We start from the raw sequence: 14195 nt of genomic DNA on the forward strand, positions 1-14195 counted from the left end.
CCTACACTTCCTATCGAATAAGTTTTTCCAGCTTTTCCGTACCCTAACTTCTGTCAAACGAATTCTTCTAAAATTCCGCATCGATTGAAAAGTTTCAGAACCTCTACGAACGACTTCCGGAACCGACACAAAAGGAGAGGCAAAAATGAAGCACAGTCATTTCGGAAATATTTTTTTGACTATTTTATTGGATCTAGACTTTTTTTCCCGTCTGCAAGAAGAAGAAATAGACCTTTCCGAGCTTTTAGAGTTGGGAGTCGTATTTTTAGAAGACTTTGAAAAATCAGGGAGGTGTTTCTTGTCGACTGAAAGAGAAAAAATTTCCACCTCGTTGTTAATTCGGAAAAGTTCTTATTTACAAATTTTTAATTATTGCTTCCATAGTTTTCGTTCGTTCGATTCGTTGATGGAAGAGATTTTGCATAACGTATATCTGGATTTTCACTTACGTTTGAATCAAAAGCCGGATTCTCCTTTTTTTGACAAATATGACGTATCCTATCCCGAAAACTTTCTTCAACACAATAATATCATATTTGAGGAAAAGTCGTCATGTTAAAACGATCCGAATACATCGAAATCGATTCTATTTCTTCGGTGGATCCTAACGCACTTTCCTTAGGCCAACTCAGTCAAAAATTTATCGATAAACAAGGAAACCGTTTTGCTCTTCGATTCAATCGGAATACCCGAAGAGCAGAATTCGTGAGAATTACTTTAGAATCTCCGAATGAAGCTCAAAAGCACAAACACGTTCCCCATTCGACTCATCATAGCCGACAAAGTGTAAAACCGGTCAAACCTCTTCCCATGCCAAAAATCTCTTCTCTACAGGAGATTATGACCAAAACCCAGGAGCAATCTTCCGTAAAAATTCCAAAGCCGAACCCGGACTTAACCCAAACGGTCAACGAAGTGGATGTTCAAAAAAACGCCTTTCAAAAACCGGCTCAAAATCGTCGTAAATCTCAAGAAAGTTCCGGTTTAGATTTAGAAAAAATGGATCTCAACATCTTGGAGAGCCCTACCACTTCCACCAAACAAGACCTAGGCGAACCTTTCTTAAAAATGGAATACGATTCCGCTCCTTCTTTCATTGAAATAGACGTCATTGAAAAAAGAATTTCCGAACTTGCAAAGATCAAGGAAAGAATCCAGTCTGTTTTGAATAACCTTCAGAATTCGAAAATTTTCGAAATCACGGGGGATCCTTCCGAAAACAAGAATATCATCGGAAACTTAAACAGGGAATTCGACATAGAATTTTTTCAGAGACTCGATCGAATTCTGAATTACCACAAAGAGTTGACCACATATCCGAGATCCGTAAATTACTACACGGCCAAATACGAATCTTCCAGAAAACAAATCCTCCAATCCAAAAATACTGACAGTGAAAAATTGAAACTCGTGACCCTTTGGGAGATGCAGGAATTGATGCTTGGATTGGTTCAAAAACTGAAAAAAATGGTTTTGAATACCTTGAACATTCTTAACATGAAAAACGACAACCACATCAAACAACTTTCATACAATCAGCAACAAATGTTCCGAGATTCCAGAACCGCACTTCTGTATTGTTCCGAAGATATATCTTCTTTACTTATTTTCCTGGAAAGATGGGTCGATACTGAATAGGAGAGATCTCCTATGGAACCCCTACAAAGCTCCGAAATCCATGCCGTTCTAGAAAAACTTAGGACGGAATATTCAGAACATTCCAAAAAGAATCCGAAAATCTTCGATTTGAAAGCGTTTGAGTCAAGGCTTACGATGATTCTCCAACAAAAAGGTAACCTTGCTCAATTTCTCAAAGACGAGATTCAATTTATAGAAACTTTAAAGGCCAAACACAAGGAATTAGAAGACAAAAAACATGCGGCCAAGGGAGAAACGATCAATAAGATCCTAGAAGAACAAGAAGCAAAACTCAAAAAGTATCAGAGGGTCGATTTTCATCCCTTAGCAAAACCGGAAATCCGTTACTTTTACGGCGCAATCCTTTCCTTTGCGGAAACCGAATTACCGGCCTTGATTTACGTTTTTAAAGGAACTCCCGAATTTGCGATCTTCAAAGATATGATCACCGTCATTGAAAGAATGGGAATCAGTAGAAGGGGAATGCCTTCGATCCGAATCAGCGAACACATCAAAGCTCTTTTGGATGCGAACGGAAACCAAAGTGCGATGGAAAAAGACGGTCAGAATATTCTAAAAGAAGTCTGTATCGCTTTGAAGGAAACGATCACTTCTATTCGGGAATGTATGGAAAAAAAGAGAGTTTCTCAAACTCTTTCCATCAAAATGGACGAGAGGGAATTCCCCAAAGCGGCGGAATTGTATCAGAATTTGGTTTTCGGAATCGCTCTTGAAAAAATAATAGTACGAGCTGATACAATTATTCGGGACTTCCGAATGGCCGAAATCACAGGTCTGGAGTTAACATGAAAGTTTCCATCGTCATTCCTTGTTATAACGAGAAAAATACGATCCGTAATATTCTGGAAACGGTTAAGAAAGTTCCGATCAAAAACAAAGAAATCATTCTCGTGGACGACTGTTCCAAAGATGGAACAAGAGATCTTCTTCAAACTCCGGCTATTAAAAAATTAACTAATCAAATCATCTTTCACGAAGTCAATTATGGAAAAGGAGCCGCCCTTAGAACGGGTTTTAAAGCCGCAACCGGAGATATTGTAATCGTTCAAGACGCAGATTTGGAATACGACCCTTTTGAAATTCCGGAAGTTATCGATCCGATTTACAAAGGCAAAGCAGACGTGGTATTCGGAAGCAGATTCTTGAGCGGACGTCCTCATAGAGTTGTTTATTACTGGCATCGTCTGGGAAATATGGTGCTAACAACCCTTTCCAACATGTTCACCAATATCAACTTAACGGACATGGAAACTTGTTATAAAGCATTTCGTAGAGAAATTATCCAGTCCATCGATATCAAAGAAAATCGTTTCGGCTTCGAACCGGAAATCACCGCAAAGGTCGCTAAAATTCCGGATGTTCGTATCTTTGAAGTAGGCATTTCCTATTACGGAAGAACTTACGCGGAAGGGAAAAAAATCGGTTGGAAAGACGGTTTTCGCGCGATTTATTGCATTCTTCGTTATAACTTATTCGACTGAGGTATGATATTACGTCTGAATTATGGGAATTTCCCATAATTTTAAGATTTTGAATCGAATCACCCCGACCTTAAAAGCCTGTTCAAATTTTTAAAATCAATCAGCTTTGATCATTCAGAAAGTTTGTAATAAAAATCCGAGAGCCCTCCTAGAGTCGGCTTTTGATCAGTTTTACCTGTCGTTTAAAATGGAAGTAGTTTCTATATTCATAAAACTGATGACAGTGTAGAATCGATACCGCTCCTATTTTCTCTTGATACGGTTCACTCGCGCTATATCTTGAATCTTTTGATCCATCACTTTTAGATTCTTCTTGAACTCTTACTCGACTATAACAATCGTTAAGCGTCTTGTGAAGGATCCCATTTCTAAAGTGGAAAATTGTTCAACCACTTGTAACGACTTATCGTCCAATATTCCGTTGTTGTACAAGTTATACTTAACGTGAGTTCGGCTTAACAAATGCGAAAGCGATTATATGTTTCGACCTGAAACGGCGCCCTTTAGGAAGCCGTTTCACTGAGTTTAGGGAGAAACATTGAGTTAAAGCGCGGTCCAGCCTTTGCAAGCAAAGGCCGGATTCGCACAAACTTTCTATATCGAACTTACGTTTACTTGCTACTCGAACGCATGAAAATTGTACCACAAACCTCTATAAAATACATTTTAGAATTCTCGAATGTCGTAAAACAGTGGTTTCTCGTAAGAAACCTTTATAACGTTCTTCTGTTGTTTTTTTATTTTATAGAGATGCCTAAAAATTAACTGGCGATTTTTGTAAAGATGCAGAAGCCCTTAAAACTTATCAATGTAAGGAAAAAAGTCCAAACAATCTTAAAAATCGAAATTCACAACACCTAACTTTTAGAATCTCCTTCGTTTTATCCTCAATGTTTTTACTCCGTTCCATTGTTTTGTATAAAATTTGAAAAATCAAAGAATGAAAAGTTAAAACCTTTTGTAAGCCCAATCAAAAATTTATTTCTTATTTGTAATTGAATCTACGGATTGATATAATTAATATGAACAAAGACATCTTTGGAGAAAGAATTATGGAAACTAAATCCGACCCCCTTAACCAAAAATCCAATGAACTGAAACTTTCGATTGAAAACATTTCCTCTTCCGGAACCCTTCCCGGCCCGGCGATCATAGTTCAAATACAAGGTGACATTAACATATTTTCGGCCAAAAAATTAAAAGACGCCTTTAACGAAGCTATAGAAAAAAAAGTTTATATTCATCTTATAGATCTTTCGGGTGTACGCACTATGGATTCCTCCGGAATCGCCACCTTTATCGGAGCCCAGAATCAATTGAGTAAAATCGCGGGCGGTGGGCTTGTACTCTATTCTCTCACTCCTCAAATCGAAAAAATGCTCGAATTAACGAGACTTAAAGCGCTTTTCCGTACAACTTCCAACTTTTCAGAAGCGATTCGAATTCTTAGCGTATAACTATTCCATTGGAAAACATCTGGAAAACAATCGAAAGAACTTGTATTTCGAGCTTACTAAAGATTTATTCAAGACCTATCTAAAAAATAACAGTATGAAATTTATGGAATTGTCAAAAAGTTTCATTGAAATATAGGAAAAAATATTTTTATCATTTGAAATAGTCCAAGTTATAAACTAAGGATAGAAAAAATACTACTACCCTTTAATGATCAATTAAATTCTCTTATAGCCCAATCCGAATCAATTCATATAGAATTGAACAAAAACCAAACTCCAGTAAAATGTCTTTTAAAATTCATCTTAAAATGTAAGAACTCCTACATTTTTTAGAAACTTACCGGGGATATTTAGAGATTTTTTTAGATTTCGAGACAAGCTCTAAGTTCCAATAAACCATCTTTCACAGTATACAATTAAAAACTTGTCCCAAAACCTCAAATGTTGGAACTCCTACTAGAATGTTCTAACGATAAAATCCGTTAGAACATTCATAAATCACCAATCTGCGGGAATTCCCACGTTCTATTACGAATTTATGAAATGATTGTGCTGATTATTTTTAAAATTTTGGGACAAGTTCTTAATTGTACTTACAAAAATCTAAAAGACATTCAATTTTTGAAGATATTCACACAACAATTATTCAAAATAAAAAATTATACTTTTCTTATACAAATCTACTTTGGCATGATAAAATTTGTCGTAAGAGATTTCGTTTAGTTTTTGTAAAAACGCTATTTCCCCTTTTTCTTTTAGGAACTTAAAATTTGAATTTAATTTTCTTGATTCAATGGTTTGCAAAAGAAACTAAAAGTAAAAATCTATCTCACATGAACCGATTCGAATTTACAATCTACGGAAAAAACATAGTCAGAATAGGTCTCCTTCCATTTTAGTATTTTTAAGATACTAAAATGGAGATCGTTCACTCCTAACTCCCATGAATTTAAATCAAACTCGAAATCTTAAAATTTCCTTAATGAATATCATTTACATTCTCATCTTTTGTTTCTCCCCGTTTGCCATGTTTTCGGAACTTCAAACGAAAAGTACGGACCAGCAAAAAGCCACTCCTTTCATACGAATCAACTTAGAAACTCAAACGGAACAAATTCTCCCAAACCAGTCCACATCTGTCAAAGCAAAGGAACCGCAGAAAAGAGTGGATCAGAAAAAGGGGACTTGGAGTTTTCAGTGGGGTTATAATCGTGATTCTTACACTCAAAGTGATATCAATTTTCACGGCCCCGGATATAAATTCACTTTGAAAGACGTGATCGCAAAGGATAAACCCGAAAGATTCGATCCGTCCGTTTATCTAAATCCGAGCATTTGGGAAATCCCCCAATATAATTTTCGTCTAACGTATTATTTTACGGATAAATTCTTCTTCGCTTTCGGCCAAGATCACATGAAATACGTGATGAGTCGAGGACAAGCGGCAAACATTTACGGTTATATCGACCCACTTTCAATCCAAAAGGCTCATCTTGGAACTTCTCCCGAGTCGGCGGTTTATCTATACCTATTCCCTGATGCGTATAAAAAATTGGAAGGATATCACAACGGAGAAACAATTAATATAACTCCGGACTTCCTAAAATTCGAACATACGGATGGATTAAATTTTCTTTATATGGATGTGGGAATAATCCAACCTCTTTTGATTTCATCTGATGGAGAAAACGCCCTCAGTTTCGTCGCATCCGTAGGCGGAGGCCCGATCATTTGTAGAAGCGACGTTCGTCTTTTCGGAGAAGGGAAAAACAATCATTTTCATACATCAGGCTATGGAGTTTCCGGTTATGTTGCAAGTCGCGTCGACATTTACCGACTCGTCTTTTTCGAGCTCGGCGCCAAAGGAGGATATATCGATCTTTCAAACATCCTTACGAATGGACATTCCAAGGACCGAGCTAGTCAAAATTTCGGTTTTTTAGAATTAGTGATTTTTGGAGGAGTGAATTTCTAAACATCTACAAAGAATCTCTCGTTCAAACAGACTTTCATCGTATTCTGTTTAGATCGTTTGATTTTTTATGGATCTTTGCATATACAAGTTAAACCTAATATACCTAGATACTGTTATATAGAATGTTTGGAAACGAACTTTTGAATCAACTCCGTCACTACGTTCGGTTGTTCTCGGTGCACCCAATGGTTAGAATCCAGTTTATGAATTTCTAAGCTATCCACATACTCATATGCATTTTCATATACTTCCGGAAGAACGATAAAATCCTTTTGAGGAATAATTAATTGCACAGGGACTTTGATGTTGGAAGGAGCGGAGATTACTGTTCTACCGAACAATAGTTCCCGAAACAGATTGATGGGGGCGATCGTTGCACTGTAGATATCGTTTCGATTCACTTTCCGGAGGAAATCCTTTTGAGGAATTCCGCCGAAGTCCATGATCCATTTGTAAATCAATTCACCGAAATTTTGCCACATCAATTCGGGGAGAATCGGAATTTGAAAAAACCAGATGTACCAGGAGCGAAAACTCTGATCAATTACTTTTTTCCAATTATCAAAATTGAGACTAAATAGATCGTCGATCATTCGTTTACCCGCAAGCCAGGGATGAGGACCAGAAATCGCAGTAAAAGAATTTACGTATTTAGAATATTCCGGATCACTAATAAACAACCAGCCGAGTGTAGCCCCCCAATCGTGACCGACTATATGTACCTTGCTATTCTTGGACAGAAAATTGATCGCTTTTAATAGATCGGGAAGTATCACCGCATAGTTGTATTCGGATTGTTCCAAAGGTTTGGAAGACCTGCCGAAACCTCTTAAGTCGATCGCACCTAACCTGAATCTTTCCTTTAAGGAATCGATCTGGAAGTCCCAGGTTTTATGAGTATCCGGGTATCCGTGGATGAATAGGATAACATTCTTCGAATCCGTGTCTGAATAAGAGAGAAATAATTTTACTTTTTGATTTTCTATGTATGTGTACTTCAAAATTTTAACCTCCTTCTTTGCCCCGGAAGGAAAACCGTCCTGCTATCGTTGTTTTTAGCGACAAATTTTCCAGTCTTTTTACGGAATCTCGACTTCGTTGTGATTGGATTTTAACCGAGATTTTTGTACATTGGCTCCATGTCGGAAAAACGATCCGAGAAATTCAATTCGCTTAACGATTTCGGAAGTCCAATGGCAATGTTTCGCAACAGACTTTCAAGAATGTCCAAACATTGGAAGAAGTGGGCGCGAAAAAGAGGTATAGAATGTTTTCGAATTTACGACCGAGATATACCTCAGGTTCCCGTAAGCGTGGATCTTTACGGACTGTACTGTCAAATCTCGGCGTATAAGAACAGTTATGAAATTTCGGATGAAACAAGAGAAAGGGAGAACGTGGAAATCAGGCAGATCGTCGCGGAAACGTTGAATCTTGACGCGGGTTTTATATTTTGGAAAAAGAGAGAACCTAAAAAAGGCAAAAAACAATACGAGAAACAATCCGAACAGTCGAAGTTGCTAGAAGTAACAGAGAACGGCCTCCGATTCTACATAAACTTATCCGATTATATCGATACTGGATTATTCTTAGATCATAGAATCACAAGGGATCTTATTCGCAAAGAATCAAAGGGAAAAAAATTCCTAAATCTTTTTTCTTATACGGGATCGTTTACCGTTTACGCGGCGTCAGGTGGAGCGACCCAAAGTTTAAGCATAGATCTTTCCAATACATACTTGGCTTGGGCTGAAGAAAATTTAAAGTTAAACGGACTCTCTCTTATAAAACATCGTCTACTCAGAGCGGATGTGGTGGAATGGCTTTATAACGAAAGAAAAAAGCCGGATCGGGAAAGATATGATCTGATTGTTCTCGATCCACCGACTTTTTCCAATAGCAAAAAAATGACGGGCATCTTCGACATACAAAAAGATCATGTGGAAATTTTAAACATTCTCTATCGAGACTTTGCTCTCCCCGGAGCCGTATTGTATTTTTCCACGAACTTTAGAAAGTTCGAACTTTCCCAAACGTCCGTTCTCTGGAACAATCCGAAAGACATTACAAAAATGACCCTTCCAGACGATTTCAGAAATCAAAAAATTCATTTTTGCTGGAAAATGGAAAAACCGAATCGTTCCTAAAGTTTTGGTACGGTTCTTATTCTAAAATCGAATTTTTGAAGAAACACAAAGTTGCATAATTCGAGCGTCATAACTATTCTAACGTGAGTTCGCATAACAAATACAAAAGCGATTATTATGTTGCGATCCATAGCAAGCGATATTTTAGTTTGAAAAACTCAGCTGAAACGCTTTTTACGAAAGAGTTCGGCTATGAAGTTTGTGAGCGATTCTCCCAAACTTTCTGATATCGAATTCACGTTATTCTATCATAACGTTACCCACAAATACTTGGATCTGAAGATAAATCTGTCGGAATTACTACAAATCCTCCGTGAAACTTACGCCCCCCTGATTTTGGGTGGAGGGGAGAGGAGGCGGGAAGACTCCGGTGGTTTTTCTATATCAGAAAATCATACTTATTGCAAGTAAAAAGCCTCGTTCTTGTCGGAACACTTGAAAAATATCAGTTTTTGATCCTTATGATCCCAAAAGCCTTCTTAATTTGTGGGTAACGTTATCCATTCTATGGATCGCTATGACAGAGAATAATAGAGTTGTTGAAAAATTAATTCTTCATCTGTTTCCGTTTCATGAAAACGGTCGATTAAAGCAGTTTTGTTAATCTGAATTTGGAATTTTTCAACAACTCTATTATCTTTAAAATCGCATTTCTATCCCGAAGTTGAACATCGGAATCTTAGTTTTACCGACATTAAGACCGTTTTGATTGATATATCCAGTAGCCGGATTCTGACCTGGAAGATAAGGAGCTAACGTATTATAAAGGGTATTTGAAACCGCAATCCGATTTCCCGTGAGATTGATGATTTCAAAATATAAATCCAACTTTGCCCAACTCGTCGTTATAAAACGATCGAATCGGATATCAATTTGATTATACGACGGAAGACGCGCAGACCGAAGATCCCTTGAATAGATCGGAGTGTAAAGATTTACGGAATTAATCGGAGTAAGTTCCGATCCGACAATCGGAGTATATGCATAATTCGTTAAATGAATGATTCTCGTACCAATTTGCCAAGTATCCTTATATTTCCAACCGCCGACTATACTAAGCATATGCGTTCGATCGAGATCGTAGTATTCTTCCTTCGAATTTTTCTTTAGAACCTCGATATTTCCATTGTCATAAACGTTAGTGTAATAATCCTTAGATACGTCCTGATATAAAGTCCTATGATTTTTAGCCAGTTCGTTGTGGATTTGAAGTTCAGTATCGTTGAGAACGGGCTGGTTTCTATTTCGTTTCGTCAAAGAGTTCGTATACGAAACCCAGCCGAAAAAGCCGGAATCTTCCGGAATTTCCTTTTTTATCATCAATTCAAATCCCTTGGACCAACCGGACATAGAATTCGAGTAATTTAAATTTCTCTGAGAGACAAATTCCGTGTTCTGATTATTAATCCCGGAAATGAGATTGTTGATGTTGGCGGCGGAGGAGTTGTAAATGAAATTGTCCCGAACGACTAAGTTATCAAACGTGTTTTTATAACCCTCTAACTTTATGGAATAACTCGATAAAAATTTCTGTTCAATTCCAAGATTGGAATGTTGGGATTCCTCCATCTTAAGATTAGGATTCCCCATTCTTTTGGAAATATAACTGACGTCCGTAGGAGCTTGAAAGAATTTTCCGGTCCCCCCGAAAAAAGTAGTTCTAGTGGAAGTTAGTTCCTTCGCAAACATAAGTCTTGGACTTGTTTTCCATTCATCCGATAAATCGTGATAATCCCGTCTCACTCCAAGAGATAATACGTTACCTTGATAATCAAACTTCATCTCGGAGAAATATCCTATCTGCCTATGAACCATTCTATCCCCTTGTAAAGTTGTAGATGTATTCGGGTCGGAAAGTATGAATTTAGTGATCTTAAGAAATTCTGGATTTTCGTTGATGTAGATTATTTTACCTTGAAAGCTGGATACGGTTTCCCTATATTGTCCGCCCGCCCGAAGCTTTAAGATTTTCTTGAATAAGCTCAATTCCATTACGTCTTCAAAATAGCGAAAATCTTCCGAAAAATTGTTCCCGAGAGTATTCGCTTTTTGTAATCCTTGCGCCAATAAGGCGGCAAGAGCCCCTTTAGAAGTATCGAAAAGATAAGTACTGTTTTGAGTTCTTTCTTCAAAATAACTTCTTGATATATTCATAGTATTCGAAACGGCTTCAAACGGTTTCCAAACATACTGAACTCCGTCGGTTCGAAAATTTCTATCAACAATCAAAGCATCGTTGATACTTTCCATTGAATCATACTTGGGTTTGTATTGTTTGTTCGCGGCAAAAGGATGGCGATAATCCTTCGTCCCGAAAGAGGAAAGTGTGACAGAGTTTTGATTGTCGATATCCCAGTTGATCCGAAATTGATAATCGCTATAATCGGAAACAAACGTTTGATTCGGTACTAAATCAGGAATTCTTCCCAAAACGTAGTTCGGATAGTATTTTCTCCCCGATACATTTACATTCAAATTTTTTGATATATTTTTAAATACGTAACCATCCACCAAAAAAGTATTTAGATTGAGGACGACGGAATCGTTTTTCTTTTTAAATCCTTCAACGGCAATGACCCCGCCTGTCGCAAATCCGTATCTGGCGGAATAAGTACCCGAATAAATTTCCAAAGAACGAATCGAATTATTGTTTAAAACGGAAGTGATCCCATCCGCGTGAAATGGGTAGATTAAAGGAAGACCGTCGTAATAAAATTGATTGGCTCTAGTACCCGCTCCTCGCATCACTAGAAACCCTCTCTGACTATTGGAAATATCGGGGCTTTTATTATTGGGGGCAGTGGGATTCAATCCAGTTGCCATTGCTGATTGAAAACCCGCGTTCGTATAATTTTGAAATATAGGCGCAATCCCCGGAATGTTGAATACCGCCTTTAAAGAATCTCCGAATGTACCAGGCATTTTATTGATTTCTTCCGGCTTTAATCGAACAAAATCCGGTCTATCCCTTTCGCCTACTACTTCAATAGCTCCCTCCTCTTTTTCTTTTATTTTATTTTGAGCGTATACATCTAAAGAAAAAATACCTAGAACGTAAAATAAGATTACATAGAAAAAAGAAAGTTTATTTATTTTCAATTTAGTTCTATGGGAACGAACGAACTTGAAAAGTCTTTTAATACTCGCATACCAATCCGAAAACTCCCGGAAGTTATTGTATTCTATTGCATTTTACACAACGAACATTCCCTAAGTAATTCTCCATAAAGATGCCGACAACACCTTTTTTAGACTTCTTACAAAATAACAACTCTAAGATAAAACTTATCGAGTGACACTTACAATAGAAAGCGAGATTTTAAAGTTTAGAAAGTCTAACGATTTTGGAATCAAAATGTTTGGAAATATCGGGGACTTCTTCTAAGACAAAATAAAAAACGCATAATGTTTACTGAAGATTTTCTTTTCAATCAACATTGTATTTCTAAACGGCCCTACAAACTTTTGATTCGTTTACAAACCGACTGGATTCTTGCGGCAACGTATAGAAACCAATGAGGAAGAACGATATTTAGATTGGCATATCGATTGAAAGAAATTTTCACGGAATCCAAATAATCATCGACCGTTTAAAATTTCGACTTACTACTCGGACATACGAAAAGAATATTATAGTAAGTTTATTTCAAAAGTTAGAATATTATATTTTCTTCAAAAAGTCGACAATTCTGGATTCGGTACAATTTTATGAGGACTTCTCTATCTTTGCAAAAATCGCCCATTCATTTTGGTACCATTTTCATGCGTCCGAATAGCAAAAATCTATCTTAAAACTTTAGGACGTGGGAACTTCTAAATTTTTGTGAAAAGTTCACAATGATATTTCCCCTAAGTTTCAGGACAAATATTAAACAACGAAAAAGACCGCTGAAAGCACATCAAAAACTACCGAAAGGAACAGAACTCCTGCTATTATGGACCTTGCCGATTTTTTTGAGGTTTTACTCATCTCTATATAATAGAGTGTCTAAAATTCTTCATCAAACGTGGGATTTATGCTCAAATTAACGGTACTCTATTTTATAGGGATCAGTAAAGCAGTCTTTAGTCTTTAAATTATCGATTGATTAGAAGCTATCTCAAAAATACTTTATCTTTTCTTGAAATGCGGATGCAGATCATTTTAAGATATTTCTGAGATAGCTTTTGGTGCAATCAGGTTCATCAATTATTTCATAGAGACTACTCCTACAAAGCCGTTACACAAATACGAATCATTTTCGGATAAATCCGCCATAGATACAAAGACGATTCTTTAGAAGAACATCGATATCATTTTCCACCTGGAAATGAAAAAACGATTCGGCGATTATTTTTAAACTACAAGATTTCTTGATTGAAATAAAAAACCCTGTACTAAAGGAAACCCCATTTCTGCTGCTATCAAAAGATCCTCTTGGGTTTCAATTCCCTCCAAAACACACAGGATGTCCGCTTCTCTCGCAAAATCCAAAAAACCCCAAACGATATTTTTATAATATGCTTTGGTCCTAAAAAGATCAAGCCAGCATTTGTCGAATTTAATAAATTTAGAATATTCTAAAAAATCAAAACAGAAAAGATTTCTCTTTCCGCCTACATCGTCGAGCGCAATCGGAATATTCGATTGCTTTAATGCGTCCAAACAGAATCGAGTATCTTCGATCAGAGTAGAATCCGTATTCTCTATGATTTCACAAACGATATCCCTTTCCTTGCTTAAAAACTCGTGCCAATCAATCGACTGCGATCGATTTTTACAGACATGGGGATCCAAGTTTAAAAATAATCTCTTCCCTTGTGGACGATTCCTTATCTGAAACCGTTTTAAATTCTTTTCGAATTCAAAAAATAAATCCACTTCCTGATGTAGTTCGTTAAAAACGAACTCGGGAGAAATACTTTTTCCTTCGACATAAAATCGTGCCAGAGCTTCGTATGCGAAAATTTTCCCCGTTTCCAGAGACAAAATAGGTTGATACTCCGTGTGGAAATCCCCAGTTTTTAAGATATTAGTCAATATCTTAAAAAGCGTTGAACCAAAAGTCCGTGTGCAAGGACCGTCTTCTTTAGAAGGAGAAGAAAATGGGGTTACGGTTTCAAACTCCGCAATCATTTTCCGAGCCGTTTCACGTTTTTCATTGAAAGAGAAAAGACTTTGAGCGACTCGCTTGTCTAAAGTTGAAATAGATTTTGGAAAATCCCAATTCACGTTAGACGACAGATCAAGAATTTCTTTCATTGTAAGACCTCTTCGTTTCCAAAGTAGAAGAGAGATCGAAAAAGTCAAGAAATATGAGAATGAAACTCAGGATCAAATTGATATCTAAAAAACGAAAAAAAAATTTCAATCATTCCCGTACGAAATGATTTTATAAGTTATCTTGAAATAGCTTCCAAAGTGATCACATGAAGTGGAAGACTTGAATCTTGAGTAATGGAATAGGAATGATTCTATTTTTGCTTCGGGAAAAAT

11 protein-coding genes and 1 pseudogene are annotated in these 14195 nt (G+C 36.9%); 8 read left to right on the forward strand and 4 right to left on the reverse strand.

Translation table 11 applies throughout. The annotated features are described in order from the left end of the window. Nucleotides 1-145: 145 nt before the first annotated feature. Genes CLV95_RS03590 through CLV95_RS03605 form a run of 4 tightly spaced genes read left to right on the forward strand, consistent with a single transcriptional unit; the run spans nucleotide 146 to nucleotide 3140 of the window. On the forward strand, nucleotides 146-559 hold the full coding sequence (locus CLV95_RS03590) for a hypothetical protein (RefSeq protein WP_002723193.1): 414 nt from the start codon (nucleotides 146-148) through the stop codon (nucleotides 557-559). Further along, nucleotides 553-1638, forward strand: a complete 1086-nt coding sequence (locus tag CLV95_RS03595; RefSeq protein ID WP_002723237.1) for an LIC_10450 family protein — start codon at nucleotides 553-555, stop codon at nucleotides 1636-1638. Before CLV95_RS03590 ends, CLV95_RS03595 begins: the two co-directional genes overlap by 7 nt. Before the next feature lie 12 nt (nucleotides 1639-1650). Then, the gene (locus CLV95_RS03600) at nucleotides 1651-2448 is read left to right on the forward strand and encodes a hypothetical protein (RefSeq protein WP_002723185.1); all 798 of its coding nucleotides are present in this window, start codon (nucleotides 1651-1653) and stop codon (nucleotides 2446-2448) included. Continuing rightward, nucleotides 2445-3140: a glycosyltransferase family 2 protein gene (locus tag CLV95_RS03605; protein WP_002723163.1), complete on the forward strand. Its 696-nt coding sequence runs from the start codon at nucleotides 2445-2447 to the stop codon at nucleotides 3138-3140. The genes CLV95_RS03600 and CLV95_RS03605 overlap by 4 nt, the downstream gene beginning before the upstream one ends. Nucleotides 3141-3342: 202 nt before the next feature. On the opposite strand, the pseudogene CLV95_RS19225 reads toward CLV95_RS03605, so the two are convergent. Then, a pseudogene (locus tag CLV95_RS19225) lies at nucleotides 3343-3571 on the reverse strand (IS110 family transposase); the annotation flags it as partial. 621 nt (nucleotides 3572-4192) lie between these two features. On the opposite strand from CLV95_RS19225, the gene CLV95_RS03610 reads away from it, so the two are divergent. After that, nucleotides 4193-4597, forward strand: coding sequence for an STAS domain-containing protein (locus CLV95_RS03610; RefSeq protein WP_002723139.1), 405 nt, complete (start codon nucleotides 4193-4195; stop codon nucleotides 4595-4597). Nucleotides 4598-5540: 943 nt separating this feature from the next. After that, nucleotides 5541-6572 carry a hypothetical protein gene (locus tag CLV95_RS03620; protein WP_002723144.1) on the forward strand — a complete coding sequence of 344 codons (1032 nt, stop codon included), beginning with the start codon at nucleotides 5541-5543 and terminating at the stop codon, nucleotides 6570-6572. 113 nt (nucleotides 6573-6685) lie between these two features. Here CLV95_RS03620 and CLV95_RS03625 read toward each other — a convergent pair whose 3' ends face one another. Further along, nucleotides 6686-7573 (reverse strand): alpha/beta fold hydrolase, encoded by an 888-nt coding sequence (locus tag CLV95_RS03625; RefSeq protein ID WP_002723229.1) that lies wholly within the window; start codon nucleotides 7571-7573, stop codon nucleotides 6686-6688. Nucleotides 7574-7711: 138 nt separating this feature from the next. Between CLV95_RS03625 and CLV95_RS03630 the strand changes: the two genes are divergently transcribed. Further along, complete coding sequence (locus CLV95_RS03630; protein ID WP_032850815.1) at nucleotides 7712-8719, forward strand: class I SAM-dependent methyltransferase; 1008 nt, start codon at nucleotides 7712-7714, stop codon at nucleotides 8717-8719. A 192-nt stretch (nucleotides 8720-8911) separates the two neighbouring features. Beyond that, entirely contained in the window at nucleotides 8912-9130 is a 219-nt protein-coding gene (locus CLV95_RS03635) for a hypothetical protein (RefSeq protein ID WP_016561349.1), read from the forward strand. Between the two features lie 228 nt (nucleotides 9131-9358). On the opposite strand, the gene CLV95_RS03640 is transcribed toward CLV95_RS03635, so the two are convergent. Both CLV95_RS03640 and CLV95_RS03650 read right to left on the reverse strand, forming a co-directional pair. Beyond that, nucleotides 9359-11818, reverse strand: a complete 2460-nt coding sequence (locus CLV95_RS03640; protein ID WP_002737423.1) for a TonB-dependent receptor plug domain-containing protein — start codon at nucleotides 11816-11818, stop codon at nucleotides 9359-9361. Nucleotides 11819-13055: 1237 nt separating this feature from the next. Continuing rightward, nucleotides 13056-13961, reverse strand: a complete 906-nt coding sequence (locus CLV95_RS03650) for an EAL domain-containing protein (protein WP_002732297.1) — start codon at nucleotides 13959-13961, stop codon at nucleotides 13056-13058. Nucleotides 13962-14195 lie beyond the last annotated feature (234 nt).

It is taken from the genome of Leptospira borgpetersenii serovar Javanica (assembly GCF_003046425.1).
Taxonomy (GTDB): Bacteria; Spirochaetota; Leptospiria; order Leptospirales; family Leptospiraceae; genus Leptospira; species Leptospira borgpetersenii.